The sequence below is a fragment of the Halomonas sp. N3-2A genome, assembly GCF_002216165.1.
Classification (GTDB): Bacteria; Pseudomonadota; Gammaproteobacteria; order Pseudomonadales; family Halomonadaceae; genus Vreelandella.
Genome location: NZ_CP022286.1, coordinates 2,845,283 through 2,871,825, shown reverse-complemented (window position 1 = coordinate 2,871,825; position 26,543 = coordinate 2,845,283). Strand labels below are relative to the sequence as shown.

Sequence of the window (26,543 nt, the reverse complement as noted above, 5' to 3'; positions counted from 1 at the left end):
CGAACGTTATTTGTCTTCACATCCTGTCTTCTTATCCATCGAGTTAGCGTTGCTTATCACCAACATCAGGCTTGTATATTTAAAATAAGAATATAAATGTTTGTTTTTATGCTTTTTAGATAGGTTGTGATGAACTAAAATGAGCCCCTTTTTTTGAGCCAGGCCCCTGAGGCCATGCTGGTTCGTTAGGCCAAAGATAGGGATGTCACCATGAGTGAGCAAGCAAGTGATCAAGACAGTGCGCACTTCAAGCGCAGTATGCAGACACGCCATCTGGTAATGCTGTCTTTGGGCGGTGTGATTGGCACTGGGTTGTTTTTGAGTTCCGGTTATACCGTGCAGCAGGCCGGGCCTATTGGAGCGGTGTTGGCCTATCTCGTTGGCGGTATTGTCGCTTGGCTGGTGATGATGTGCCTGGGCGAGCTGGCGGTGCATATGCCGGATTCAGGTGCCTTCAGCGCTCATGCCAGTCGTTATATCGGCCCAGGCACTGGCTATATGGTGGCTTGGATGTACTGGCTCACCTGGACGGTGGCACTAGGTTCAGAGTTCACCGCGGCGGCGGTTTTCATGGGGCGCTGGTTTCCCGATATCCCCGGCTGGTATTGGAGTGGCTTATTTGCGGCAATTGTTTTTGGCGTGAATGCGTTTACCTCGCGCTTCTTTGCCGAGTCCGAGTTCTGGCTGTCATTGATCAAAGTGATCGCGGTGGTGGTGTTTGTGTTGGTGGGAGCGATGGCGATCATTGGCTGGGTGCCGTTGCATGATGCCGCTGGCGCTGAGGTTGCTTCACCAGGGCTATCAGCCTTATGGGGAGAGGGCGCCATGTCGCCCAGTTTACTGGCCATTGGCACCACCTTGCTGGCGGTGATGTTTGCGTTTTCCGGGACCGAGCTGATTGGCATTGCCGCCGGAGAAGCGGTGGACCCAGCCCGCAATGTGCCTAAGGCCATCCGCGCGACGCTATGGCGACTAATACTGTTTTTCGTTGGCACTATCATCGTGATTGCGGCGCTATTACCCCAGGGGCAGGCCGGTCTCAGTGAGAGCCCCTTTGTCGCAGTATTTCAGCGTTTAGGCGTGCCGGGCGCAGCCGATATCATGAACTTTGTGATCATTACTGCCTTGCTGTCGGCGGCCAATTCCGGGCTTTACGCCTCTGCACGCATGCTGTGGACGCTGTCAGATCAGGGCACTTTGCCCAAGTCGCTGGGTCGGCTCAACAAGCGTGGCATTCCGATGAACGCCCTTTTGCTGAGTATGGTGGGTGGGCTTGGAGCATTGTTCTCCAGCGTTTATGCCGCTGAAACCGTCTATCTGGTGTTGGTCTCGATCTCCGGTTTGGCCGTAGTGGTGGTCTGGATGGCGATTGCGCTCAGCCAACTCAATTTCCGGCGCCAATACCTGCGTGAAGGCGGGCGGCTGAAAGATCTGGTTTATCGTACGCCGTGCTACCCCTGGGTACCGCTGATAGCCTTTGCGGCCTGTCTGGCAGCGTGCATTGGTATCGCTTTTGACCCGCAACAACGCGTGGCGCTCTACTTCGGTGTGCCCTTCATTGGTCTGTGCTATCTGGTGCATTTTGTGCGCCACCGTTCGGGCTCTTATCGTCTTGCGCAATCGTCCAACGCCGCTGAGGAAACGCCAGTATGAATGACTTAAACCCGATCAAAGCCCTGCTGGCTGACGTGCCTTTTATGGTTATCGACGGCGCTATGGCCACCGAGCTGGAAACGCTCGGCTGCGACCTCAACGACGCCCTTTGGTCAGCGCGCTTGTTGGCTCAGGCCCCAGAGAAAATTCGCCAGGTTCATCAGGCTTACTTTGAAGCCGGTGCCGATTGTGCGATTACCGCCAGCTATCAGGCCACGGTGCCTGGTTTTATGCAGGCAGGACTAACAGCGCAGGAAGCGCGGGAGCTGATTCAGTTATCGGTCACGTTGGCGCAGCAGGCACGAGATGCGGTCTGGCAGCCCGGTCAAACCGATCGCCCCAAACCGCTGGTGGCTGCATCTGTTGGCCCTTATGGCGCTTACCTGGCCGATGGCAGTGAATATCGCGGCGGCTATGATCTGGATCGTGCAGAGCTGGTGGCGTTTCACCGCGAACGTTTTGAACTCTTGCTAGCGGCAGGTGCTGATCTGCTGGCGGCTGAAACATTGCCTTCATTAGATGAAGCGCTGGCGATCACCGATTTGTTAGCCGAGCATCCCGGCGCACAGGCCTGGATCACCTTCTCAGCAAAGGATGGCAAACATATCAGCGATGGTACGCCAATAGAGGAGTGCGCGGCAGCCCTGGCCAATTGCCCAGGCGTGGCGGCGATTGGCGTGAATTGCACCGCCTTGCCCCACATTGAGTCGCTGATTCAGGCGATCCGGCGTCAGTGCGATCTGCCGGTATTGGTCTACCCCAATTCAGGGGAAGTGTACGACGCAGTGACCAAAACCTGGCACCCGGCCCCATGCGACCACACCGCCAGTGGCCCTTCCGCGCTGGCACAAGGGGTCGAACAATGGCTAGCGGCGGGCGCGTCAGCTATAGGTGGTTGCTGCCGAACAGCGCCAGCGGATATTCAGGCGTTGGCCCAGTGGCGGCGGTAACGCCCGCTTAGTGAGTCATATAGATAACTAAGGTTATTTGTATTATGGTCTAAGTCCTCCCACGTTTAGCAGAGGTATTTGTCCAATGAACCATTGATGCCGCCGTTGCAATAACGGCCAGTCTCCATCCCCCCAGCAGCAAGGATAGTCCTTGGCATAGTTCTTGGAATAGTCCTTGAAATGGTCCTTGAAATGGTCCTTGGGAGGGGGTCTAGAGAGAGTTCTTGGCATCGTTGGAATCACACATGACAAATACCTATCTCACCTTAAAAGGTGTTTCCTACGTTCTGTCGGATGGCAGAACGCTTTTCACTGATCTTCACGAGCAGTTCGATAACCGCCCAATCGGGTTGGTGGGGCGTAATGGTGTCGGCAAAACAGTCCTAGCCCAAATCCTCGCGGGCCTAGTGCAGCCAACCACTGGCCATTGTCAGCGCCCCGGCAGCGTCCATTACCTTGCTCAGCAGGTGGCGCAGCCGCAGGGCGCTTGTGTCGCCGATCTTGCCGGTGTTCGAACAACGCTGGATGCGCTGGCACGCATTGAGGCGGGCAGCACAGCGCCGGAGGATTTTGAGACAGTCGAGGATCGTTGGGACATGCCCCAGCGATTTCGCCACGAACTCGAACGCAATGGCCTGGGCTATCTTGAGGCCAGCACACCCGCGAACACATTGAGCGGCGGCGAAGCCATGCGCGTGGCCTTAATGGGCGCCATGCTCTCGGGAGCGGATTGCCTGATTCTTGATGAGCCAAGCAACCATCTCGACCGACCCAATCGGCAGGCACTTATTGAACAGCTGCAGCGCTGGCCGCGTGGGCTGATTGTGGTGAGCCATGACCGACAACTGCTGGAAGCCATGGAGCGTATCGTGGAACTGTCCCCCTTAGGGCTGCACAGCTACGGCGGCAACTACACGTTCTATGCTCAAGCCAAAGCGCACGAGCAGCAGGCTGCCCTTGATCAGCTCAGCCAGCGAAAGCTCGAACGCCAACGCGAAGAGCGCGCGATGCGCAAGCAGCGTGAACGTCAGGAGAAACGCCAGGCTCGCGGCAACCGGCTGGGCAAGGAGGCCAACCAGGCTAAGATCCTGTTAGATCGCCAGAAAGAGCGCAGCGAAACCTCGGCGGGCGCGCTGCGCCAAAAGCAGGCGGCCAGTCAGGCGCAGCTGAATCAACGTGTGCGTGACGCCGCAAAGCAGGTTGAAAACGAGACACAAATCAACCTGCATGAAATACCCGTTACCCAGGCCGCCAAGCGCTGTTTGGCGGAGTTAGAAAGGGTTGAGCTACCGTTCGTTATGGGCGCTACTCGGCACATTAATCTAATGCTGAAAGGGCAGCAGCGACTAGGCATCGTCGGCCCGAATGGCTGTGGTAAATCCACGCTGCTCCGCGTGCTGGCGGGCCAGATTGAGCCCTTGTCAGGAGCCCGCAACATAACGCCTGAAAGCGCCTATCTCGACCAGCAACTGGGGAATTTAGACCCAGCAAAAACGCTGCTCGCACAACTGCAGCAAGCCAACCGAACCGCCAGCGAAGGGGATCTGCGCATGCGGCTTGCCCAACTAGGCCTAGGCGCGCAAAAAATCACCACGCCCAGTGGGCGGCTAAGCGGCGGAGAGCGCCTGAAAGGCGCGCTGGCCTGCATCCTCTACGCCGATTCCCCACCGCAACTATTGCTCCTGGACGAGCCAAATAACCATCTTGACCTGCCTTCAGCGCAAGCATTGGAAACCATGCTGCGCAGTTACCAAGGCGCGTTAGTGGTGGTATCCCACGACGATGCCTTTCTGGATAACCTAGCGCTAACAGACCGCCTGCTAGCAACCGAGCAAGGCTGGCGTTTGATCGTACTGCACCTCCTACCACACGCCCCGTAGGAGGCGGCTTTAGCCCGCGACGATTCAAACACTGAGCCATCAACAGGCACCGCTTCCCAGTGAACCTGCCTGTGTGCATTCGCCAAGGCTGCAAAGGCTCAGTATCATAAGCAGCCAATCCAACCACAGAAGTCTCCCCCCATGTCATGCCCACCTTGCCCCAATTGCCAATCTGAATTCGTCTACCAGGATCAAAGCCTTTTCATCTGCCCGGAATGCGCCCACGAATGGAACCCTTCCGAGGTTGAAGCGGAAGATACCGTCACGGTGAAAGATGCCAATGGCAGTCTGCTTGCTGAAGGCGACAAGGTAACGCTTATCAAAGACCTCAAGGTCAAAGGCAGCTCAATCGTGCTTAAGATTGGCACCAAGGCGGTCATTAAGCGGCTCAAAGAGGGCAAAGACCACCAGCTCGACTGCAAGGTCGATGGCGCTGGCGACATGATGGTCACCGCCCAGTTTGTGAAAAAAGCCTGAATAGATGGCAATTTGTGTTAGCACAAAGCGTTCTACCTGCGCTAATGGATAGGTAGGTCTATTGATAGCTTAGCTAACCCAATCTTGATATTTATACGGCATGGCCGTATATTTTATTGATGTTATTCATCGAAACCTCAACATTCACCAAGCTATTACCGAACTACCTCACGGATGAGGAATACCGTGGGCTGCAAGTGTATCTGCTACAGAAACCGGACGCGGGAGACCTCATCAAAGGTTCGGGGGGTGTTCGTAAGGTTCGCTGGTCATCAGTAGATTCAGGAAAGAGCGGTGGTGTCAGGGCTATCTATTATTGGAAGAAGTCCGATCACGAGATATGGATGCTCACGCTGTACAGTAAAACGGAGCGTGCCAGTATTCCTGGGCACATGCTCAAGCAAATAGCGGAGGCAATCAAAAATGGTTGATAGAAACCTTGGGGCAGAGATTCTAGACGGTATCAATGAGATCAAACAGTTCAAGAAAGGCAAAGTAGCTCTGCGAACTCATGAGTTAGCAGAGCCCTCACCCCCTCAAATAATTCGGCATAAACTGAACCTATCGCAATCAGCCTTTGCAGGTCTTCTTGGGGTCAGCATACGTACACTTCAGGACTGGGAACAAGGCCGCAGAGAGCCTCAAGGCCCGGCAGTTGCTCTGTTGCGAATTGCTGAGCAACACCCTGAAGTCTTTGAGCAACTTCACTAAATAAAACAATGTGTTTTGCTAAGGGCGCCCGGATGCTCGCCATCACCAAAGGTTTGAAAGCCGTGAAAGTGGCTACCTGCCATGCCACAGCTTATTAGCATCGATTAGCCTGCTAATGGGAATTGCCATTTTGTATGCTACCACTTGTCTGAGTCACCCTCACTCGCCTAGAGAGCTATCATGGTGGTTAGACGAACAGATCCTAAAAGGCACTGTGAGATGGCTATCCATGGGTAGCCATTTAAAATGCGAGGCGATATGAGGTGTCAGGTGTTTGAGTACATCGTGGAGTACAACAAACAACGGCGGCACAGTGCTAACGGGATATGATCAGCCCAGAGACTTTCGAAGCCCGAATGATCGCTTAAATCAGTGTCAACTATTGCTGGATAAAGTCGCATGGTTTCATGAAAGGTGTGTCTATGAAAGACGATAAGCTAGGCGAAACGACTAAAGCTTTAGTTGATGGCGGCGGCGTAAATTCGATTTCACCATCACTCTTCACCGAAGTATTCGACGCTTTTGAAGAAGCCGTTGTCATTACCGACGCAAGTCGTCGTATGGTTTATGTGAATTCTGCGACAGAGCGGCTGTTTGGATACTCAAAGAACGCGCTGTATGGTGAAGAGGCAAAAATACTCTATGCCGATGAAAACGATTTTTTCGAACAAGGTCGGATACGTTTTAATACTTCTAGCAAAATAGCTGCGGAGAACTACAGAGTTGCATATCGCCGCTCGGATGGAGAGCAGTTTTTTGGCCTGACGACGGGGGCAGTTATGCGGGCTAAGGATGGGACAGTAACCGGATTTATTGGTATTGTCCGCCCAGCTCGCTCAACAGATCAATCTTTGGATACCCTACAAAAGATCCAAAACATAACTTCAGATGTCGCGCTGAGCCAGAGTAATAAAATAGAACGATTGCTTCGGGTTGGCCTGGACCATTTTGGTCTCGAAAAAGCGATTGTTTCTCGTATTGTGGGAAGCCAATACACCATCGAATACTGCGTTGATCTCAAAGGAGAGCTGGAACCATTAACAACGTTTGACTTATCGGGAACTTATTGTGTTCACACGTTAAGTGCGGGTAAGTCGGTCGGTTTTCATTTCGTGGCGAAAAGTGAAATTCAAAACCATCCATGCTACGCAAACTTCAAATTGGAGTCGTATATAGGAGCTCCGATATGGTTGTCTGGCCAGCTATATGGAACTATTAATTTTTCTAGCCCTTCTCCGGTTGAGCCATTTTGCAGGGATGATCATATTCTTGTTGCGTTGCTTTCAGATACTGTTAGTTATCTCCTGTATAAGAAGCAGTCTGAGGAGGAAATGAAGCGTCTGGCAAGCATTGATGGATTGACTGGTTTGCCAAATCGACGCGCAACAATGGAGCGCCTGAGTGAACTAGTAAACCAAGCATCACGGTTTGGTAATAGTTTCAGTGTTCTTTCGATAGATATTGATTATTTCAAAAAGATTAATGATAAATGGGGGCATGCTGCAGGTGATTTAGCATTGACTGAATTTGCTCGTTTAGCATCGGAGGTAGGGCGCAAAACTGATTTTTGTGGCCGTATAGGAGGGGAAGAATTTGTCTTTTTCCTACCCGGTGCAAACTTGGAAGCCAGCCAGAAATTGGGCAATAATCTGAGAAAGCGTTTAGCGGTTTCGCCGGTCGATTTTGGCAGCGGAGAGTCTACTACGCTAAGCATGAGTGTTGGGGTCGCCATGTTGGAAAATGGAGAGTCTCCCGAAAGCTTATTGGCTCGTGCTGATGAGGCTATGTACAAAGCCAAGCAAGAAGGTAGAGACCGTGTGTGTCTTGCCTCTCATACAATCCATTAAGATGCTCGCAAGCTTGCGCTAATCCATGCAACAGCTTACATCAAGGCAAAAGTAAAGCTGCCTCACGGCTGACGTTTGTGCGAAACAGCGGCGACAGATGAAGACTTATGGTTATGTAGCGCGTGGTAAGCCTCCGGCGCACCCGCGAGGAGGGCTGCTGCAGGCTAGATAGTTAATAGAGTTCTCTGCTATATAACTCAACGAACCTAACAATAGCGTTGTTAACCACCACCTGAACAGGAAGTCCCGCTGGCGATGACGTTCGGTTACAGGTAGAAGGAGATGACATGTTTCCATTAGAAGTGTTGGCTACATATACACTGGCGTGTCTGCTGTTAGTGATTTCCCCTGGGCCAGATAACATGCTGGCGATAGGACGAGGTTTAAGCCAAGGCAGATTGGCCGCAACCGTTTCTGGCTTATCGTCTGGAATGGGAATTCTATTCCACGTGCTAGCGGCGACATTTGGGCTGACTCTTTTAATTCAAACGTCTGAGCTGGCGTTCTATGTGGTCAAGATTATTGGTGCGGGCTATCTCATTTGGTTAGGAGTTAAAGTCCTTCGCTCTAGAAATCTATTTTCCTTAGAGCCTGCAAAAAAACAGTCTTTAAAAACGATATTTTCAACGGGCTTCCTTTCAGCGGCACTCAACCCTAAGCCGGGTATGTTTGTGCTCGCATTTGTCCCTCAATTCGTAAACCCTAATTTGGGCTCTGTGACTTGGCAAATGATTGGCTATGGTGTTTGGTTTGCGGTTTTAACAGCGGCAGGTTTCAGCCTCATGGGCGTGTTTTCATCTAGATTATCGGAATGGCTGAGAAACAAACCCAAATTGGTTTCTGGCTTAAATGTTGGAGCAGGCGTTACGTTTGTCTCATCGGGTCTGGCTGTGGCGTTCATGAAGCAGAGGTGAAAGCGCTGTCTAATAGTTGTTAGATCTCCAGAGTACGGGGAAGGAGCTGAACATTGAGCGATATGTTAGAGAAAGGAAGAGAGATTCTGTCACAACAGTCTTTCAGCTTGCTGTTGGGAACAAAGTTGGAAGCTTTTGAGGCCAGAAGTGCTGAGTTGAGCCTTGAGATTAGAGATGATCTCAAGCAAAACAATGGTTTTGCGCATGGTGGTGTCGTTAGCTATTTGGCGGATAATTGTATTACCTTTGCCGGAGCGTCAGTGTTAGGAAGCTGTGTCACGTCAGAGTACAAAGTAAACTATGTTAGACCCGCGATCGGAGATAAATTGATCGCTAGGTCAACGGTCTTATATTCTGGAAAACGGCAAGCGACCTGTGAGTGTAAGGTCTACGCTCAAGCAGATGGTGAGGAAAAACTGGTAGCCGTTTCTCTTGGCACGATAAGCAGGATTGCTGCATCGTAATCTAACCAAGCGCTGTGGCGGACTGCTGTTACTGGGTGGCCTGTTTTACATCTATGTGAAGTGGCTGCTGACAGCGCTGTCGTCCTACCAGCTTTCCCTGAGAGGTAATCAGCTCATCATGAAGGGCATTTCAGGGCGACGCTCAAAGCAACGCCGCCTCCCGGCTGACGTTTGCGCTAAGTGACGGCGATTATTTCAAACTCGATTTCGCCATGAACGCCTTTGATAACGCCTCTCTGTACGAGTTTCTAGCAGCCATCAAGCGTAAAGGCATTTAGGTCAATATTCAGGATTGAGCCAGCCACATTCCAGTGCGTTTATATGCCGTAATTGTGTAACAGCAATCTTCAGGCAACTAAGGAAAAGAGTATGAATAAAGTGGATCAATATACTTTAGACATTGTTAAGACGCTTGTCTGGGGTGGGTTTCATGCACGAGAAGACATTCAGGAAGAAATTTCTGACCTGCTTGAAGAGGAGGCAGATGAAGATATGTTGCGTGAGTCAGTCAACAGCGAGTTTAAGAAGAAACATGAAGCTGAAAAGACATGGCCCAGAGTGACAGATCTGGATCGACTGGATAGTGCATTTCAATCCCTGCGAGACAGAGGTGTTCTCTGTTTACATTATGCCGGATATACGATGTCTGATGGGCATGCCGATTCAAGCGAAGCCTTGAATGAATACCCGAAAGGTACCTTCTTCGGCTATTGTTTCTATCATGGTCAGGATGTAGAGCGCGCTGTTTCAGGCGCAGGGCTGATGTTGGCTTATGATCACGTTAATGGTGATGTACCGGAAAAAATTAAAGTAGCTCAAACCATACAGCAAGAGCTGGAAAGGGCAGGGTTTAACCTGGACTGGGATGGCACGGCCAATCAAAGAATTAATATCCCTGCGTTTGACTGGAAGCATCGTTCAGGTAGCGGCATATAGTGGTCGTATCTCCCAAGTGGGGCTATCACACGGGCCACGACAGTTAAGAAATTTTATCAAGCAATACCCACGCAGCGCGTAACAGTGCGTGTAGAGGTATCGGACAGGGCTTTTAAGCAATGGCCCGGTATTTCAGGGAATGCGGTGAGAATTATCATTTTTCTAACAGGATGTTAACGCCAATGAGCCTGTCTGTTTACCAATTGAAATCCCGTTTTCAGAACCTTCTTCGCCCTCTAGTGACTCGTCTATATAACAGTGGCATTACTGCCAATCAGGTCACTGTTATGGCAGCCGTGGGCTCCCTGTTACTCGGAACCCTGTTATTGCTGTTGCCCCACACCTGGCTGTTTGCCTTTATCCCACTTTGGATGCTCATAAGAATGGCGCTCAACGCTATCGACGGCATGTTGGCGCGCGAATTTTCCCAGCAGTCCCGTCTTGGCGCCTATCTTAATGAGCTGGCCGATATCGTTTCTGATGCGATTCTCTATTTGCCTTTCGCCCTGCTGACCGGGGTTGAACCTGCGTTGATCATTGCGCTGACCCTGCTGGCCATTGTCAGTGAGTACGCGGGTGTGCTCGGTGTGATGGTAGGGGCCGAGCGTCGCTATGATGGCCCCATGGGCAAAAGTGACCGCGCCCTAATATTTGGTACGCTGGGGCTGCTCGTCGCGCTGGGCTGGCTACCTGCTTTCTGGCTGAATTTGATCTTTTCTGCGGTCATCCTTTTGCTAGGCGTCACTATTTTCAACCGGGTAACGTCCGGTTTAACGCAGGCGGATGGCAAGCATTAAGGCATCCCTCCAAAACCATCCAAGGACGATGGCAGCATTCAAGTGTTGCCAGGTTTTCTATCTCCCTGACAGGAGTTGACCGTTACCCATGAATACGTTGATCGGCTGGTTCGCGGGCATAACCGCCTATTGCATTACCTTAGCCGCCAGGCTTATCACAGGTGCTAGAGCACTTTGGCTGGGCTGCAACGCCAGCCATCATCAAAGGCTCTACTTTGCCAATCACAGCAGTCACGGCGACTTTGTGTTGTCGTGGGCCTCACTTCCGGCGTTGCTCAGGAAAAGAACCCGCCCGGTGGCCGGTGCCGAATACTGGGAGGACACAGCACTGAAGCGTTTTATCAGCCAGCGGGTGTTCAATGCTGTACTGGTTCCAAGAGGGAACCAAGGTGAGGGGAACCCTCTGGCACCCGTCCAGCAGGCACTTGCGAATGGCGACTCGCTGATCTTTTTTCCGGAAGGTACGCGTAACCTGAGTGAGGCGCCGCTGCTGCCTTTCAAAAGTGGTATTTATCACCTAGCCCATGCCTTCCCTGACCTGGAACTGATACCGGTCTGGATTACCAACCTGAATCGCGCCATGCCCAAAGGGCGTTATCTTCCCTTACCGCTGCTATGTACCTTGCGTTTCGGTGCACCGATCAAGCTTCAGGGTGAAGAAACTAAGGCGGCCTTTCTTGAGCGGCTGCAACTGGCATTGCTCGACATGTCACAGGAGGACGTATGAACCAGACATTATGGCTGTTTGCTGGTATTGGGCTGCTCTTGTTAGTGGCAACTCTGGCGGGCAGGTTACTGGCCTGGCGCAAGGGCAACAATGCGGTGATTGCTAATCTTAATGCCAGAATCAATGCCTGGTGGGTGATGGTATTCGCCATCGGCATCGCCTTCATGTTTGGCCTGTATGGTGTGATTCTGCTGTTTTTTTTGGTGTCGTTTTACGCCCTGAGGGAGTTTCTGACCCTGACCCCAACGCGGGATAGTGATTACCTGGCGTTGGTGGCGGCTTTCTATTTTGCCTTGCCGGTACAGTATCTGCTGATAGCCACACATTGGTACGGCTTATTCAGTATTTTTATCCCCGTCTATCTGTTTCTTTTAATGCCCATTCTGTCCTCACTCGGCGGCGACACCACCCATTTCCTGGAACGCACCGCCAAAGTGCAATGGGGGCTGATGATCGCGGTTTATTGTGTCTCTGCCGTTCCTGCGTTAATGACGCTGAATATAGCGGGCTATGAAGGGCGCAACCTGATGCTTATCGCCTGGCTGATCCTCGTGGTTCAGCTATCGGATGTGTTGCAGTATTGCTGCGGCAAGCTGTTCGGCAAACATAAGGTGGCCCCCAAACTGTCGCCTTCCAAAACCGTGGAAGGGTTGCTGGGCGGGGTATTCCTGGCGACGATGGTGGGCGCTGGCCTGTACTGGATAACTCCTTTCTCACCCTGGCAGGCGGCACTTATTGCACTGCTTGTGAATCTGTTGGGCTTCGCCGGTGGTCTGGTGATGTCGGCGATCAAGCGTGATCGAGGCGTCAAGGACTGGGGGCATATGATAGAAGGGCACGGTGGCATGCTCGACCGTATTGACTCTGTCTGCTTCGCCGCGCCGGTGTTTTTTCATGTGGTGCGCTACTGGTGGGCGTGATCGTCCACCCAAAAGCTGCCAGGCCATACCCGAAGGCGATAGGCTAAAGCATGATCCAAAGATGGGATTCAAATCGCGTAACTGCTCTGGATGTTATTTTTTTATATGGTTCTTATGCATCATAGAAAAGTGCCAAGAGACTTCAAACTAATGGAAGTCTTTAACAAAGTGCAGCAGCTTGCGCCTTTGATGCCGAGCATTCTTACCTTTTGCCGCTGTACAAAGTGTTTGTCACCGAGATAGCCCATGTACATTTCGAACATTCTTTGTGGTCTCTTTATTTGGTACGTGTCTATGATCAACTGGTCAATGTCGAATGGACCAGTATCAGTTCACACGGTCTATAGTTTAATCGTAGTTCTCGCGCTCGTTGCGTGCGCAGGCCTGAGCTTCCTTAGCCGGCGCGCATCAGCAACCGTAAACCTTTTGCTGGTGGGCTTGTTGGTCTTCCTGGCTGTAATGCAGTCACTGCACGTTGGCGGCGGCCTTGGTTTAAGTACTTTCGGCGTTTTCATACCACTGGCCCCCGTTATTGGGTTCTCCGCTTTTAATCTATGGCGCAAACGTTACTCCCAGCGTGGGCTGCCTATCGTGGCCAGAGCACTTCTTGTGATCACTCCTGCGGTAGTGGGTATCTACCTATCCGTTCCGATAATCCGGTATGCGCTTGTCATTGCTTAACACATATTTCCAGCTCGATGTCTCCGCCGTCGGTGGAACCGCGCCGAAGCTTAAGGCGTTGAACTCATGAAGCTAGTGATAATAGCCACAATAGTTATGCTGTGGGGGTGTTCTGAGGCTGGTGATAGGGCAATGAAACTAGACCTTATGCCCATCAACGGTCTGGTTGACCTCCAGAGCGAAGTTAGCGGTAATTGGGAGCGAGTCTGCATATTTGGCCCTTACAGCGGTAACTCTATGGCAGCAGAGGTGCTTGGTTTTGAATATGACCTGGAATCGAAAAGCGCCATCCTCATCAGTGATAGCATTTCGATTCTAGTATTTGCAGAGTTAGATCGAATCGTATCTTTTTACGAAATGCCCAGAAGCTATGCAGATTTTTCAGGGCTGAGCGGGCAGTGTTTTCCACGTTCTGACTCGAAATTTAGAATTTATCCAAGTCAGTCAGGTTGGCCAGAAGTAAAAAAGGTATAACCAGTGCCAGCAAGCAAACGCGTTAGTCTCAATCAGTAGCGTAGGGCGGCCCCCTGCTACGCGACAAAACAGTCGAACGTGTAAGCTTCACCCCACGCTCACCCGCATCACCTCCCTCGTCACCGACTCGTTCAACAGCCCGCGTTTGGTTTCGACCAGCGTGAGCCAATCCCAGGCCTTTGATGCTACGAGCCAACACCTCTTAAGCAGCGCCCGCATCGGGAGCGCTGCTTAGAGTTGGCTATCAACAGGTGACGAAATGAATTGTCGACTAACCTTCATTAAGTAATGTGGAGGTCGCAGGTACGCGTTGGCCAAGAGCGCATCGCGCATCGTCTGCCCCTCATTAATCGATTATGAGCACTGTTTAAAGGCGTGCATCATCATGGGGGGCACCATGGCAAAGCAAAAATTGATTCTGCTATTCGATGGCACCTGGAACGACCCTGAAGATCAAACCAATGTTTATCGTATTACCCGGCTGCTCCATGATGACGATGACGGTATCAGGCAGCGGTTCTATTACGACCCCGGCGTAGGGACATCCAAATTTCAGCGCTTTTTTGGCGGAGCCTTTGGTTATGGGCTAAGCAAAAACCTACGGGAAGGCTATGACTGGCTGGCAAGGCATTACAGTGAAGGCGATGAAATCTGGATATTTGGATTCAGCCGCGGTGCCTACACCGCCAGAAGCCTAGTAGGGATGATTCGTAAGTGCGGGCTAGTGCATGTCGTTACGCCAGGGCTGCTTGATAAGGCCGAACGTATTTATCGAAACCGTGATTGGCACCCCGATTCTGAGGTGTGCAAAGAATTCAAGAAGCGCTTCAGCCGCCAGCCCAGGATTCATTTTATTGGCGTGTGGGATACCGTTGGCGCACTGGGCGTGCCCGGAACCAACCTGTTCAAAAGCAAATACGATTGGCACGATACCGAGCTTTCCAGCATTGTCGATTATGCCTATCAAGCGGTCGCGCTGGACGAACACAGGTCGGCGTATAACGTATCGCTCTGGACGAGTAAGGATGGCAAGCAGAAAGCGGGCAATCGCAACGTAGAGCAGCGCTGGTTTATCGGTGCCCACGCCAATGTAGGCGGCGGCTATGGCGCTGACGACACACTGGCCGACATACCGCTGAGCTGGATGTTAACCAAAGCGCAGCAGGCAGGTCTAAAAGTGGCTTCCTTCAATGCTGCAGAGGATGCTTGGAAAATGGCACCGAAAGATTCGTTTGCTGATTTTCTAAAAGGACTCTACGCCAAGTATGCACGCCTTAGATATAAGGGCGACGGCCGATTTTACCGGCAGTATGCGCAGGGCATGCAGGGGCTGCCAGCGGTGAATATTTCAGTCGATGAGAGTGTCTGGAAGCGTTGGGCCGATACCGCGTACAAGTACCGGCCACGTACCTTGACCGATGCCCACCTTTCCCCACCGGAGGAGTAGGCCGGGCGGCAGCGTGGAAGTGATGAGTGACCTAGGTCATGAAGTGACCAATATCGACTAAAAACTAAGTGCTCAAAGTAGGCTAAATATAATTTAACTGCTAGGATCGAAGCATTAGAGCGAACAACGTAGCAGGGAAAACCTAATGCAAAACGCCCCACGCATTGAGCTTCACCCTATTAGCCAACGCGTGCAGGCGCATGTTGATGGCACGCTAATCGCCGATTCCACCAATACGCTTGAACTCCGCGAACGCGGCTATCCGCCACGTCACTACTTTCCTCGCGAAGACGTGCGGATGGATTTACTCACCGTTTCAGAAACCACCACCTATTGCCCATTCAAAGAGCATACGGTGACTTTCTCGTTGGGTGAGCGTCGGGATATTGCTTGGAGTTATGAGCAGCCGATTGAAGGCATGGAATCTATTGCGGGTAGGGTGGTGTTTTATAAGGAAGTGAGTAAATGATGCCTTTCGACTCTGGGCTGCCCTCCAGGCAGAAGCGGCATGCTGGTTCTGCCGTGTTATGCAGCCGGCACGATAATCTGTGTTATGTTGCCTAGCTATATGGGATGAATCATTAGGAAAGGGCTGTATAGCCCGAATGAACGCGCCGTCCGGTTCATTCAGGTTATGTAATGGGGTGTATAATCACTGTTAAGCATTAAAACTATGAGCAAAGAGTTGATTGATAGAATCATAAAAGACCTTGAAAAATCAGGTTTCAGCACCGAGCTTAGGGCCCAACAAATTTTCATTGATTCCGGATGGTCTGTAAGTGCCGGGTACGGCTACCTCGATAAGGATGAGGATAAATCCAGAGAGATTGATATTGTCGCAACGAGAGTGCTTGGTTTAGAACATGGCGAGAAAACGTACACTCACACAGAGTTTCACGTCTGTGGAGAGGTAAAGAAATCCGAAAAACCATGGGTGGTTTTTGGTCAACACTCTCATCCATTCTTACTCTCGTGCGCCTGGAATAATCTAATATCCGCTATTAATTTGCCAGGTAACCCAAGTCAGTTAGCTGAGGCCTTGAAGAAGAGTTCGCCTATCAGGAAAAATGGGTGGCTCGGCAGTGGGATACATGAATCGTTCAAAAACCCAGACCAACCGTCACGTTGGTACGGATCTTTCGTGTCTGTTTCTAAAGCTTCAGAGTATTACTACGATTCAATTTCACCCGACGGTGCGAATCAAACAGGCGATATCCTTAATAATCCTTGCGAAATTCACTTTGTTCAGCCGCTAGTGATTCTAAATGCGCCGCTTTTCCGAGCCCGGCTCTCAGAAGAGGGTGAGATTGTCGTAGAGGAGATTAACAGCGCTGCTTTTAGATTTGATTACCCTTCGAAACATTATAAAAACTCTCCATACCGAGTCGATGTTGTTCGACTCGAGCACTTAGGGGAGTATCTCTCGCTAATAGAGAGGCGGCAGCAGGAGCTTTGTTCAGAAGTCGAGGCTCGTGCAGGTTTTGCTTAACAATCGGCTGCATAGCGACCGATTTCCACCGCTTCGCGGCTCCAAACCGGCGCGTGAGCCGGACTTTATATCTCAGCCCGAATAGAGTTATTCATATTAAGGGAAATAGATGTCAAAAAATAATCAAATTTTGCTTGACGAAATCATTAAGCAAGAGATGAATGCTTTTGAAGAAGATTTATCACTAAGTGATTTCTTCGAATTCTATTCTGCTTTGCAAGTTCTTAAAGATTATGAGCTTAGTTATGACGAGATTAGCTCTGGAATTTGTGGCAAAAGTCACGATGGAGGAGCAGATTCTATTTACCTTTTTGTAAATGGGGATTTAGTAAAAGAAGACGAGGAGACATCAACGAAATATAAGAAAAACGTCGATATAGAGCTAGTTTTAATACAGTCTAAATACGAGAATTCTTTTTCAGAAGAGCCATTGTTAAAAATATCAAGATTGTGCCGTAGTTTATTCGATTTGGATTTTGATCGCCAAGACTATGAAGGGCGTTACAACGATCATGTGCTATCAGCATTTGAGCTATTCAGGAATACATACGTTGGACTTATAACAAAAAAACCAAAGCTTAAAATTAGCATTTACTATGTCTCTAAAGGAGTAGATGTTCACCCTAATGTTCGAGGTCAGGCCGAAGATTTAACCGATGATGTTAAAGAAAAGCTGCCGGGCGCAGAATCAGAGGTTTTCTTCTTAGGTGCAGAGGCATTAGTTAAAATGACTCAAGAAAGGCCAAATGATGTCTTTCGATTAAATATCTCTGAGTCACCGCTATCTACATCTGGTCAAGTATTTATTGCACTAAGCAATCTGGCCGAATACTACAAATTTATTACTGATGATCATGGTAAGTTAATAAGGCATATATTTGAGTCGAATGTTCGTGACTATCAAGGAAAAACAAATGTAAACAATGAAATTCAAAATACGTTAGAAAATCCTGGGGGAGAAGAGTTTTGGTGGCTAAACAACGGAGTTACAATATTGGCAAGTGAGGTGGCTGCTCCTGGCGGTAAAGAGCTAGTCGTGCATAATCCTGAAATAGTTAATGGCTTGCAAACTTCGTCTGAGATACACCGGTTTTATAAAAGCAATCAGGGTCGAATTGAAACAGAGAAAAGAGATATTCTGATTCGAGTAATCGTACCTGAAAGTGAAGAAACCCGAGACCGTATTATCAGGGCAACAAATAGCCAAACACCAATCCCTAAATCATCTTTACGTGCAACAGATCAAGTTCATAGGCAGATCGAGGACTATCTAAAGCCGAGAGGATTATATTACGATCGAAGAAAAAATTTCTATAAAAATGAAGGCAAGAAACCCAAGGAGATAATTAGCGTCCCATTTATGTCTCAATGCTTGATATCAACATTGATGCAAAAACCTGATTTCGCTCGAGCAAGACCGTCTACATTATTGGAAGATGATGAGTCTTATGAAAAACTATTCCATAAAAACAATGAGTTAAATGCTTACTATATTGTTTCGCTATTTGGTAGAAGAATTGAAGATAATCTAAAAGTAGCAAAGAAGTATACTGCTACTGAAATAACAGATATTAAGTTTTATGGGTTATATGTTGCATCTTGTCTGATGGTAAACAGTTTGTACCCTGGAAGCAAAAAACTAGCAGAATTGAATTCCAATAGCCTAACAGGAGAGATTATTAATTATGCTATTGAAACTACATACGATATTTATAGAGCTTTAGGCGGTACAGATAAAATAGCAAAGGGTCCAAAACTGAGAGAGGCCTTGATGTCAAAACTACGTGAAGATAAGCAGTTATAACAAGCAAAAGCAGTCGGTTGTGGACTTCCCCCAGTTTAGTAGACACGCATCGATAACTCCGCAGGAGGAGCAAAACGATGCCGGAAATGATCACGGGGAAGAAAACTCAGCAGTACAGCACTGAGTTCAAGGTGAAAGCAGTGGAGTGACGCTCAAGGGAGAACTGCTACACGCCACCAGTTTCGTGACGATGCGCCAATTACGGAAACATATAAAAGCCTATATTGAGGGCTTTTATAATACCCAACGGCTGCACAGTGGCCTTGGTTACCGGACTCCGCTAGAGTTCGAAGGAATCAACTGATGGGGCGTGTCCATTTTATTGGGGGAAGTCCATTGCTTCGCACCGCACTGTTGCTTTGTGCGTTACATCAGCATTTTCTTAACATCTGCCTCGGCCGAAGACCGACATTGCCAGCACCGCTAATGTCGGTTTTGATGACAACCTTCTACATCCCACTTACCCTCATAACCTCCCTCGCCGCTGCCTCATTCAACACTCCGCGTTTGGCTTCCACTACCGTGAGCCAGTCGCGGGCGCGGGTGATGCCGGTGTAGACCAGCTCGCGAGTGAGAATCGGGTTGATGGTGGGCGGTAGCAGTAGGGCGGTGTGTAAGAACTCCGAGCCTTGGGATTTGTGTACCGTCATCGCGAATACGGTTTCCACCGCGTGTAGGCGGGAGGGCAGTACCCAGCGGATGGGGTTATCGGTATCGCTCGTGGCACTTGATGAAGGAAAGGCAACTCTCAACAGCTTTTGTTGCGGATTGCGGGGATCCGGCACCGTCAGGGTGATGCCGATATCGCCGTTCATTAGTTTTAGGCCGTAGTCGTTTTGGGTGACCAGTACCGGGCGGCCTTCATACCAGCCTTTTTCCAGCGTGTAGTCACTGCCGTAAAGTAGCTTTTCACTGCGCAGGGTTTTGGCGATATGCAGGTTTAATCCTTCTACCCCCCAGGGGCCTTTGCGCAGCGCGCATAGCAGTTGAAAGTGGCTGTAGGCACTTAGCACCTCAGCGGCCCAGGCGTTATAGGCCGCTGCATTTTCCTCAAACGATTCCCCACGCGGGCGCTGTGCGTTTAGCACCTTTAGGTAGTGGCGGTAGCCAGTGGGCGGGGCGATGGGTTCATGTTTGTGGTTGGTGCGGCCTTCACCGCCATTGAGAAACTTATCTGCGCTGCCGTGAATCACCAGCTTATCCAGCGCGGTGTCCTCTGCAAGCGTTAGGTGGTGTAAGTCTGGGTAGCCATGGCGCAGCACGGCGTTAACGGCCTGCTGTTTTTCCCGGTCAGTTTGGGCATGGCTGGGCTGGTTAATCGCCTGGGCCAACTGGCCGATGCCGCTATGTTCGTTAAAGCGGTGGCTTACCCGCAGCATAGTAATGGCTTGGTCGAGCGGCTGGCCGTTAGCATTCAGGTACTCTGGCGGCAGCGGCTGGCCGGTGGCGCTTTCCAGCCATTGGGCGGTTGCTGGGGTGTAGTGGGCAGCTTCGGCACGGCGGCATAGGTCACCCAGCACCGAGCCCGCTTCCACCGAGGCCAGCTGGTCTTTGTCCCCCAGCAGCACGCACTGGGCATTAGCGGGCAGGGCGCTCAGCACGGCGGCCATCATCTCGATATCCACCATGGACGCTTCGTCGATTACCAGCACGTCCAGCGCTAGCGGGTTGGCGGCGCTGTGGCGGAAGTGGCGGGTGTCGGGTCTTGCGCCTAATAAGCGGTGAAGTGTGGTGACTTCAGTTGGAATGGCGGCTTTTAGCTGTTCTGTGGCTTTATCATCGCGAGCTAAAGCTCCCTCCCACAAAGCTTCCTCCCACAAAGATCCTTCCAACAAAGCTCCCTCCGACAAAGCTCCTTCCAACAAGGTAGCTAATCCTTTGAAGGGGAGTTGACTGACTTGCCCAGCAATGGATTCATTCAGGCGAGCAGCGGCTTTGCCGGTGGGGGCGGCTAGGCGAATGCGCAGCGGCTGGCTGGGCGAGTGAGCCAGTTGCAGGGTTTGCAGAAGGGCGAGCAGGCGCACCACGGTGGTGGTTTTGCCGGTGCCGGGGCCGCCGGTAATAATGCCGAAGCGGCTGCGGGCGGCCAGGGCGCAGGCGGTTTTTTGCCAGTCGAGGCCGTCGCTTGGCTTGAACAGAATATGCAGTGCCTGGGGGAGAAGGCCAGGGTGACTATCGTCACCCATCGCCCAATAAATTGGTCTCCTACAACGGTTATCAGTTGCCGTCGTGGCGTTATCATTCACCGCCTGTGTGTGTGTGGTGTTTTCATCTTCTAAGCGGCTGGCGATTTGCTGGTGTAGGGTTTGCTCATACTGCCAGTAGCGGCGTAGGTAGAGCCGCGTGTCTGAAGCTGAGTGAGTGGTCACGACCACCAGCGGCGTGTTGCCAGGGCCTTCGCTGGTGAGCAGTGGGTGATGCAGCGCGGCTTGCCATTCGCTTAGCGTGAGCGTTGCCAGCACGTCGCTGGGCAGCGGTGGCGGGTCGCTTAAATCATCCCCTTCGGGCGGTAGCGAAAGGGCAAAATCTGGTGCGTTAAGCGTGGCGTTTAAATCCAGACACACATGGCCTCGGCCTAGCTGGTGGCTGGCCAGGGCGGCGGCTAACAGCAGCAGCGCGGGGGCATCCGCTGCTTCTGTTGCTAGAAAGCGCACCAGGGCGCGGTCTAAATCGCGCAGCCAGCCCCTGGCTACCCAGCGCTCGCATAGGGTTAGTAATTCAGCGGTATCGCTTAACGCAGGGTGAGCGCTCACTGGCGTGGCAGCTGTGGTGGGCTGGGCATCCTGTGTTTCAACGGCATCGCCAAACAGGTCGAAGGTGTGGGTGTCTTTGGGCTTACTCATACCGTCGCTTCCTGTGCGGGGCTTGAAAACGATGCGCCTGCAAACAGGCTATCCAGTGATTCGATCAGTTCAACCGGGGCTGGCTCGGAAAATACCCCACGCCCTGGGCTGCGGCTGCCGCGCAGAAATACCGTCATCGAGCCACCCAAGTGCTGGTGCGGGTCGTAGTCGGGCAGGCGCGCTTTTAGCAGCCGGTGCATAGCCAGCAGGTAAAGTGCGGCCTGGAGGTCGTAGCGCTTGGCTAGCAGCGCATGGCGCAGGGCTTCCGGTTCGTAATCGCTGTCATTCGGCCCTAAATAGTTTGATTTCCAGTCCAGGACGTAAAAGCGCCCTTGGTGCTCGAAGGCTAAATCGATAAAGCCTTTGAGCATGCCGTTTAGGGTATCGGCATCCAGCGCTGGGCGCTCAACCCCTGGTAGTAAGTGCTTGCTTACCAGCGCATCAATCGCCTGGGTGTTGACCCGCTTGGCGGCCAGCCAGAACTCTAGCTCCACTTGGTAGCTGGTGAGTTCGGTGAGCGCGACGCTTTGTTGGTTTGGCGCGGCCAGCGGTAACGGTGTGGTGAGCAGCGCTGAAAGCCAGCCAGCCAGCGGTTCCTGCCATGCTTGCCAGCCACGCAGCTGCACGCGCCGCCACAGCATGTCGTTGAGTGAATCTTGATCGTTAGCAGCGGCTGCAAACCCTTGTCTGCCTGCCCATTCCAGTAAGCCATGCAAAAATGTGCCCGGCCCTGGCCCCCTTGGAAATTTATGCAGGTGGAAAGTATCTGGCTGAGAAATATCTTGCGGCTCATCCAATACTTCAAACGCGGTGGCTTCCTGGGCGGTGGTGGGCTCCAGTGGCGTGGCCGTGGGGGCAGTGAGCGTGCCGGAAAGGCGTAGCGCCGAGTAGCTGGCAATCCACCAGTGTTCCTTGGCCGGGCGCGTGGGCGTGCGGGCGTGGCCAAGCGTGGCGCTTTGTTCAGAGAGGGCAAGGCGCTGGGCAGTGGGCGCCGGTGGCTCGCTGACAACAATCTCACTGCCGTTTGCCAGCGCTTCCAGCGCGCTGGAGAGTTCGGCCGGTGCCAGCGTTTTTCCGCCGCTAATCAGGTAGCCGAGGGCGCTATTTTCCAACCCTTGCAGCGGGGCTAGCCCCAGCCAAGTTGCGTGGCGGGCGCGGGTCAGCGCTACATAAAGCTTGCGCAGGTCTTCTCCCAGACGTTCGCGGTCGGCGGTGGCCAGAGTTTCTTCATCCGCGCTTAGGCTGAGCTGAAGGTTGCCTTGGGCGTCGTGCCAGCGCAGCGGTATGTCTTTATCGCTCACCGGGCGGTGGTTGGCGATAAACGGCAGAAATACCAGCGGATACTCAAGCCCTTTGGATTTGTGGATAGTGACTACCTTGACCAAATCCGCGTCGCTTTCCAGGCGCAGCTTGTGGCTGTCGCCGTGGCTTTCCGGGTCGGCAATGGCTTCATACAGAAAGCGAATCAGCGCGTGTTCACCGTCCAGTTCAGCACTGGCTTGTTGCAGCAGTTCGCCTAAGTGCAGCAGGTCGGTGAGCAAGCGCTCACCCTCTTCGAATTCCCCCAGTAGGCGGGCGGGAATGTCGAAATCCACCATCATACGGCGTACCAGCGGCAGCACACCTTGGCGCTGCCATAGGCGATGATAGTGGCTGAATTGCTCTACCCGCGCTTCCCAGGCCAGTTCGTTTTGTTGCAGGTGATCAAGGTCGGCCAAACTGAGCCCCAATACCGGCGTGGCCAAAGCGGCGCGCAGGTGGGCTTCGGCTTGGCGAGAGCTGGCCAGTGGCTCGGCGCAGGCGCGCAGCCAGCGTTCTACCTGCTGGGCCATGGGCGAGCTAAATACCTTGTCGTGGTCGGAAAGGTAAACACTCTTCACCCCTCGGCTGGCCAGCGCTAAGCGAATGGCGCGGGCTTCCTGCAGGCCGTTGACCAGCACTGCCATATCGGAAGGTTTTAGCGGGCTTAGGTTATCGCCTTGCTGGAAGCCGCTTTGGCCTTGTTTATTGCCACTTTGAGCTGCCGCGAGCAGTTCCACCATGTAAGAGGCGCAGCGTTCGGCCATCTCGGTCTGGTAGGCGGTTTTGGAAAGTGGTTCTTCGCTTGTTAACGGCCAAAGTGTCATGGCGGGCAGCGGCTGGCCTTGGTGGACCAACTGTTCGTCGCGGCCTTTGGCGGCTACTGATAAGAACGGCAGCGGGTTTTCGCCGCCATCTTCGCGAAATAGAAACGCCCCAGCCGGGTGCTGATCGGCGTAGTGGAAGCAGTGATTGACCGCTTCCACCATGGCGCGGCTGGAACGGAAGTTGGTGCCCAGCGTAACGTGGCGGCCTGCGGTGTCTTGGCGGGCTTGCAGATAGGTGAAAATATCCGCACCGCGAAAGGCGTAGATGGCCTGCTTGGGGTCACCGATCAGTAGCATAGCGGCGTCGCGGCGGGGATTGGCGACATCATAGACCGCGTTAAAAATGCGGTACTGAATCGGGTCGGTATCTTGGAACTCGTCAATCAGCGCCACGGGGAACTGGCGCAGAATCTGCGCGGCCAGGGCGTCTTTGTTGGGGCCTTGCAGGGCGCGGTCTAAATGGGTGAGCAGGTCGTTGGGGCCCATTTCAGCGCGGCGTTCCTGCTCGCGCTCCATACGTAGTTTGCACCACTGCACGGCGTGAATCAGTAGGTCGTTGCGCGGTTCGGGCAAGGCGTTGAGGGCGGCGGGCATGTCCGCCAGCGCTTCCCAGGCGGCTGGGCAGGGTGGCGCGCCGTCTTTCCATATCTCGGCCATGCCGTCTGGGGTCAGGCGTTTCCAGGCGGCGGGGGTAAGCGCGGGGCGCTCAAGGTCGCTTTCGCACCATTCGCGCAGTGCGCCTAGCCAGCTGACGCGGCTTTTGGCGTTGAAGCTTTGGCCTTTGAAGGCTTTACGTTTGGCGGCCTCTTCCAGTGCGGGCACCAGTTCATCTAGCCAAGCGGGCCAGGGAGCTTTTAGCGTGCCTAATGTGGCGCTGCGTTCGGCTTCGGCAGCGCTTAATATGTCGGCTGGTGCGGGGCGCTGGCTGCCCAGAGCGTCGCTTTCGTGGAGCAGCTTGCGTACATCTTCGTGGAGTTTATCCGGCGATTTCCAGTAGCGGGTAATGCTGCCCAGGGCGTCGGCATCCAGCGGGTAATAGAAGGTGCGCCAGTAGTCGCGCACCACTTCTTGCTCCAGTTCGCGCTGGTCGTTTTCCAGGTTGAGCGAGAACAGGCTGCCGCTATCGAAGGCGTGTTCGCGCAGCATGCGGTAGCACCAGCTGTGGATGGTGGAAACCGCGGCTTCGTCCATCCATTCGGCGGCTAGCTCCAAGCGGCGGGCGCAGGCGGGCCAGGTGGCCTCTGTGTATTGCTTGCGGAGTTGGATAAGCAGAGAGTCTGAACCAGCATCATCAGTGGCCCTAAACACTGCGGCGGCCTCTACCAGCCGGTGGCGGATACGTTCGCGCAGTTCCTGGGTGGCGGCGTTGGTGAAGGTAACGACCAGAATTTCCGGCGGGGTGAGCGGGCGCACAAAGGCGCTGTCGTCTTCGCTGTGCTGCCCGCCCAGCACCAGGCGCACGTAGAGCAGTGCGATGGTGAAGGTTTTGCCCGTGCCCGCGCTGGCTTCAATCAAGCGGCTGCCGTGAAGCGGTAGCGTAAGTGGGTTAAGCGGGGCGGGCTGACTCATCACGGGTCTCCGAAAGTAAAGCGCCCCAGCGCGGGGCCAAGACTGTATGAGTGCCCCGCCACCTGATAATCTTGTCGCCAAGCCACTCTTAGGACGCTTAGTTTACGCTACCAGCGGCTTCGGTTCACTTACACGTAGGGATCTCATGCTGACCTCGCTTCTGGATAATGACTTCTACAAAATCACGATGCAGAACGCCGTGATCAAACGCTTTCCCTATGCACATGCACGCTACGCATTTATCAATCGTGGCCAGCACGCGTTTCCAGAAGGCTTTGGTACTGCGCTCCGCCACGAGGTCGATAAAATGGCGGCGCTTCGCCTGAGCGATCAGGAAAAGCGCTACCTGGAAGTTACTTGCCCTTATCTTGACCCGACCTATCTCGATTTTCTGGCCGGCTTTCGTTACGAACCCTCTGAGGTAATCATCGAGCAGCAGGGCAGTGAGCTGTCGGTGGTTATCGAAGGGCCTTGGTACCGCACTATTTTATGGGAAGTGCCGCTGATGGCGTTGATCAGCGAACTTTGGTATCGGCTACGTGGCGTCTCGGTGACCCATGATGACGATGCCCTGATCGAGCAACGCACCCAGGAGAAGATTGAGCTTTATCGCCGCTTAGGGCTGAAAATTGCCGAGTTCGGCACGCGTCGCCGTTTCTCATTTGAGGTTCATGATCGAGTGGTGGAAGCGCTGCGCCACTACGGTGGTGAAGCCTTCAGCGGCACTAGCAATGTGCTGTTGGCTATGCGTCACGACGTGAAGCCGATAGGCACCCACGCCCACGAGTGGTTTATGTTCCATGGTGCCCGCTTTGGCTTCAAAATGGCTAACAGTCTTGCCCTAGAACATTGGGTGGATGTGTATCGTGGCGATTTGGGAATTGCCCTAACCGACACCTTCACATCGTCCGCTTTCTTCGACAGCTTCGATAAAAAGTTTGCCAAGCTGTTCGACGGCGTACGCCATGATAGCGGCGACCCGATTGAGTTTGCCTCCCAAACCATCGCGCACTATGAACGCTTGGGAATTAATCCGCTGAGCAAAACCATCATTTTTTCGGATGCCTTAACGCCGGAAAAAGTCGAGCGCATTCAAGCGTTTTGTCAGGAACGGATTGGAATGGCGTTTGGCATCGGCACCAACTTCACTAACGATGTCGGCGCTGAGCCGATGAATATGGTGATCAAAATGGTCGAGGCACGCCCTGAAGGACAGGGCTGGCTGCCGGTGATCAAACTCTCCGATGTGCCGGATAAGCATACCGGCGACCCGGAGATGATTTCGTTAGCAAAACGGATACTCTCGTTAAGCGAGACGAGTATTTAAGCTGGTTTTATGCTGGCCTAAAGAACCCGCATCACTAGGACGCCTGCCACCCATAGGCCAGCGCCAAAACTGGCATGCGCGAAAAGACTTCGCAGCCTAGCGGTGGTTGGCTGCGGCGTCTTGCGGGCGGCAATCCCTGCGCCCATACCAGGCTGCAGGATTAGAAACGGCGCAATTACCGTGATCACACCGAAGCCTAACGCAGCTATGAGTGTGGGGCGTGCCAGCCAGTTTGGCCCAACCAGCACTAAGAATATGATCGCGAAAGCGATGCCAATCAGGTAGTGGGCCAGCCATCCTAGCGCCATTTCTGCCCGAATCGGGGCGCTTTCACCAATCGGCCGGTGGATGAACCTGCCCTTTGGCAAGTGTCCTAGCCAACGCCCGACCATGGCGTAATTCAGCGAGGGAATACCCAACAGCCGCTTCTGCAGCAGCGCGACTATGTCCATAAAAGCAGTTGCTCCCAGGCCGAGCAGTAGCGCGTCGGTCAGCAGCGCACTCATT

22 protein-coding genes are annotated in these 26,543 nt (G+C 52.7%); 19 read left to right on the top strand and 3 right to left on the bottom strand.

All coding sequences use genetic code 11. The features are described 5' to 3' along the window. The first annotated feature begins 210 nt into the window (after positions 1-210). The 18 genes from CEK60_RS13410 (at position 211) to CEK60_RS23045 (ending at position 18,475) form a co-directional block, all read left to right on the top strand. Positions 211-1,653: an amino acid permease gene (locus tag CEK60_RS13410; RefSeq protein ID WP_089039444.1), complete on the top strand. Its 1,443-nt coding sequence runs from the start codon at positions 211-213 to the stop codon at positions 1,651-1,653. Beyond that, positions 1,650-2,603: a homocysteine S-methyltransferase gene (mmuM, locus tag CEK60_RS13405; RefSeq protein WP_089039443.1), complete on the top strand. Its 954-nt coding sequence runs from the start codon at positions 1,650-1,652 to the stop codon at positions 2,601-2,603. Before CEK60_RS13410 ends, mmuM begins: the two co-directional genes overlap by 4 nt. 245 nt (positions 2,604-2,848) lie before the next feature. After that, entirely contained in the window at positions 2,849-4,483 is a 1,635-nt protein-coding gene (locus CEK60_RS13400) for an ABC-F family ATP-binding cassette domain-containing protein (protein ID WP_089039442.1), read from the top strand. A gap of 141 nt (positions 4,484-4,624) precedes the next feature. Beyond that, on the top strand, positions 4,625-4,960 hold the full coding sequence (locus tag CEK60_RS13395; protein ID WP_089039441.1) for a zinc ribbon domain-containing protein YjdM: 336 nt from the start codon (positions 4,625-4,627) through the stop codon (positions 4,958-4,960). Positions 4,961-5,383: 423 nt separating this feature from the next. Further along, a complete protein-coding gene (locus CEK60_RS13385; RefSeq protein WP_089039439.1) occupies positions 5,384-5,671 on the top strand; it encodes a helix-turn-helix domain-containing protein in 288 nt (95 codons plus the stop codon). A gap of 422 nt (positions 5,672-6,093) precedes the next feature. After that, a complete protein-coding gene (locus CEK60_RS13380) occupies positions 6,094-7,518 on the top strand; it encodes a bifunctional diguanylate cyclase/phosphodiesterase (RefSeq protein WP_089039438.1) in 1,425 nt (474 codons plus the stop codon). A 287-nt stretch (positions 7,519-7,805) separates the two neighbouring features. Then, positions 7,806-8,432 carry a LysE family translocator gene (locus tag CEK60_RS13375; protein ID WP_089039437.1) on the top strand — a complete coding sequence of 209 codons (627 nt, stop codon included), beginning with the start codon at positions 7,806-7,808 and terminating at the stop codon, positions 8,430-8,432. A 62-nt stretch (positions 8,433-8,494) separates the two neighbouring features. After that, positions 8,495-8,896, top strand: coding sequence for a PaaI family thioesterase (locus CEK60_RS13370; RefSeq protein ID WP_089040925.1), 402 nt, complete (start codon positions 8,495-8,497; stop codon positions 8,894-8,896). Positions 8,897-9,265: 369 nt separating this feature from the next. Continuing rightward, positions 9,266-9,832 carry a DUF6891 domain-containing protein gene (locus CEK60_RS13365; RefSeq protein ID WP_089039436.1) on the top strand — a complete coding sequence of 189 codons (567 nt, stop codon included), beginning with the start codon at positions 9,266-9,268 and terminating at the stop codon, positions 9,830-9,832. A 182-nt stretch (positions 9,833-10,014) separates the two neighbouring features. Then, the gene (locus CEK60_RS13360) at positions 10,015-10,629 is read left to right on the top strand and encodes a CDP-alcohol phosphatidyltransferase family protein (protein WP_089039435.1); all 615 of its coding nucleotides are present in this window, start codon (positions 10,015-10,017) and stop codon (positions 10,627-10,629) included. 88 nt (positions 10,630-10,717) lie between these two features. Continuing rightward, positions 10,718-11,356, top strand: coding sequence for a lysophospholipid acyltransferase family protein (locus tag CEK60_RS13355; RefSeq protein ID WP_089039434.1), 639 nt, complete (start codon positions 10,718-10,720; stop codon positions 11,354-11,356). Beyond that, positions 11,353-12,276, top strand: a complete 924-nt coding sequence (locus tag CEK60_RS13350) for a phosphatidate cytidylyltransferase (RefSeq protein WP_089039433.1) — start codon at positions 11,353-11,355, stop codon at positions 12,274-12,276. The genes CEK60_RS13355 and CEK60_RS13350 overlap by 4 nt, the downstream gene beginning before the upstream one ends. 747 nt (positions 12,277-13,023) lie before the next feature. Beyond that, entirely contained in the window at positions 13,024-13,431 is a 408-nt protein-coding gene (locus CEK60_RS13340) for a hypothetical protein (RefSeq protein WP_089039431.1), read from the top strand. A gap of 397 nt (positions 13,432-13,828) precedes the next feature. Further along, entirely contained in the window at positions 13,829-14,878 is a 1,050-nt protein-coding gene (locus CEK60_RS13335) for a DUF2235 domain-containing protein (protein WP_089040924.1), read from the top strand. A gap of 145 nt (positions 14,879-15,023) precedes the next feature. Beyond that, entirely contained in the window at positions 15,024-15,347 is a 324-nt protein-coding gene (locus tag CEK60_RS13330) for a DUF427 domain-containing protein (protein WP_089039430.1), read from the top strand. 204 nt (positions 15,348-15,551) lie between these two features. Beyond that, a complete protein-coding gene (locus CEK60_RS13325) occupies positions 15,552-16,367 on the top strand; it encodes a hypothetical protein (RefSeq protein WP_089039429.1) in 816 nt (271 codons plus the stop codon). A 109-nt stretch (positions 16,368-16,476) separates the two neighbouring features. Further along, entirely contained in the window at positions 16,477-18,171 is a 1,695-nt protein-coding gene (locus CEK60_RS13320) for an AIPR family protein (RefSeq protein ID WP_089039428.1), read from the top strand. 145 nt (positions 18,172-18,316) lie between these two features. After that, positions 18,317-18,475, top strand: a complete 159-nt coding sequence (locus CEK60_RS23045; protein WP_089039427.1) for an IS3 family transposase — start codon at positions 18,317-18,319, stop codon at positions 18,473-18,475. Between the two features lie 145 nt (positions 18,476-18,620). On the opposite strand, the gene recD is transcribed toward CEK60_RS23045, so the two are convergent. Beyond that, positions 18,621-21,014, bottom strand: coding sequence for an exodeoxyribonuclease V subunit alpha (gene recD / locus CEK60_RS13310; RefSeq protein WP_089039426.1), 2,394 nt, complete (start codon positions 21,012-21,014; stop codon positions 18,621-18,623). Further along, positions 21,011-24,709, bottom strand: coding sequence for an exodeoxyribonuclease V subunit beta (recB, locus tag CEK60_RS13305; RefSeq protein ID WP_089039425.1), 3,699 nt, complete (start codon positions 24,707-24,709; stop codon positions 21,011-21,013). The genes recD and recB overlap by 4 nt, the downstream gene beginning before the upstream one ends. A 145-nt stretch (positions 24,710-24,854) precedes the next feature. On the opposite strand from recB, the gene pncB reads away from it, so the two are divergent. Then, on the top strand, positions 24,855-26,036 hold the full coding sequence (gene pncB, locus CEK60_RS13300) for a nicotinate phosphoribosyltransferase (RefSeq protein WP_089039424.1): 1,182 nt from the start codon (positions 24,855-24,857) through the stop codon (positions 26,034-26,036). A gap of 17 nt (positions 26,037-26,053) precedes the next feature. Here pncB and CEK60_RS13295 read toward each other — a convergent pair whose 3' ends face one another. Continuing rightward, the gene (locus tag CEK60_RS13295; protein WP_089039423.1) at positions 26,054-26,542 is read right to left on the bottom strand and encodes a DUF2938 domain-containing protein; all 489 of its coding nucleotides are present in this window, start codon (positions 26,540-26,542) and stop codon (positions 26,054-26,056) included. Position 26,543: the final 1 nt, after the last annotated feature.

Excerpts from the sequence above, each read along its gene's own strand:
- CEK60_RS13380 (WP_089039438.1), top strand. The coding sequence starts at position 6,094 with ATGAAAGACGATAAGCTAGGCGAAACGACTAAAGCTTTAGTTGATGGC.
- CEK60_RS13295 (WP_089039423.1), bottom strand. The coding sequence starts at position 26,542 with ATGAGTGCGCTGCTGACCGACGCGCTACTGCTCGGCCTGGGAGCAACT.
- recD (WP_089039426.1), bottom strand. The coding sequence starts at position 21,014 with ATGAGTAAGCCCAAAGACACCCACACCTTCGACCTGTTTGGCGATGCC.
- CEK60_RS13395 (WP_089039441.1), top strand. The coding sequence starts at position 4,625 with ATGTCATGCCCACCTTGCCCCAATTGCCAATCTGAATTCGTCTACCAG.
- CEK60_RS13330 (WP_089039430.1), top strand. The coding sequence starts at position 15,024 with ATGCAAAACGCCCCACGCATTGAGCTTCACCCTATTAGCCAACGCGTG.
- recB (WP_089039425.1), bottom strand. The coding sequence starts at position 24,709 with ATGAGTCAGCCCGCCCCGCTTAACCCACTTACGCTACCGCTTCACGGC.
- CEK60_RS13410 (WP_089039444.1), top strand. The coding sequence starts at position 211 with ATGAGTGAGCAAGCAAGTGATCAAGACAGTGCGCACTTCAAGCGCAGT.
- CEK60_RS13325 (WP_089039429.1), top strand. The coding sequence starts at position 15,552 with ATGAGCAAAGAGTTGATTGATAGAATCATAAAAGACCTTGAAAAATCA.
- CEK60_RS13400 (WP_089039442.1), top strand. The coding sequence starts at position 2,849 with ATGACAAATACCTATCTCACCTTAAAAGGTGTTTCCTACGTTCTGTCG.
- CEK60_RS13340 (WP_089039431.1), top strand. The coding sequence starts at position 13,024 with ATGAAGCTAGTGATAATAGCCACAATAGTTATGCTGTGGGGGTGTTCT.
- CEK60_RS13355 (WP_089039434.1), top strand. The coding sequence starts at position 10,718 with ATGAATACGTTGATCGGCTGGTTCGCGGGCATAACCGCCTATTGCATT.
- CEK60_RS13370 (WP_089040925.1), top strand. The coding sequence starts at position 8,495 with ATGTTAGAGAAAGGAAGAGAGATTCTGTCACAACAGTCTTTCAGCTTG.
- CEK60_RS13365 (WP_089039436.1), top strand. The coding sequence starts at position 9,266 with ATGAATAAAGTGGATCAATATACTTTAGACATTGTTAAGACGCTTGTC.
- CEK60_RS13360 (WP_089039435.1), top strand. The coding sequence starts at position 10,015 with ATGAGCCTGTCTGTTTACCAATTGAAATCCCGTTTTCAGAACCTTCTT.
- CEK60_RS13320 (WP_089039428.1), top strand. The coding sequence starts at position 16,477 with ATGTCAAAAAATAATCAAATTTTGCTTGACGAAATCATTAAGCAAGAG.
- CEK60_RS13335 (WP_089040924.1), top strand. The coding sequence starts at position 13,829 with ATGGCAAAGCAAAAATTGATTCTGCTATTCGATGGCACCTGGAACGAC.
- CEK60_RS13385 (WP_089039439.1), top strand. The coding sequence starts at position 5,384 with ATGGTTGATAGAAACCTTGGGGCAGAGATTCTAGACGGTATCAATGAG.
- CEK60_RS13350 (WP_089039433.1), top strand. The coding sequence starts at position 11,353 with ATGAACCAGACATTATGGCTGTTTGCTGGTATTGGGCTGCTCTTGTTA.
- CEK60_RS13375 (WP_089039437.1), top strand. The coding sequence starts at position 7,806 with ATGTTTCCATTAGAAGTGTTGGCTACATATACACTGGCGTGTCTGCTG.
- mmuM (WP_089039443.1), top strand. The coding sequence starts at position 1,650 with ATGAATGACTTAAACCCGATCAAAGCCCTGCTGGCTGACGTGCCTTTT.
- pncB (WP_089039424.1), top strand. The coding sequence starts at position 24,855 with ATGCTGACCTCGCTTCTGGATAATGACTTCTACAAAATCACGATGCAG.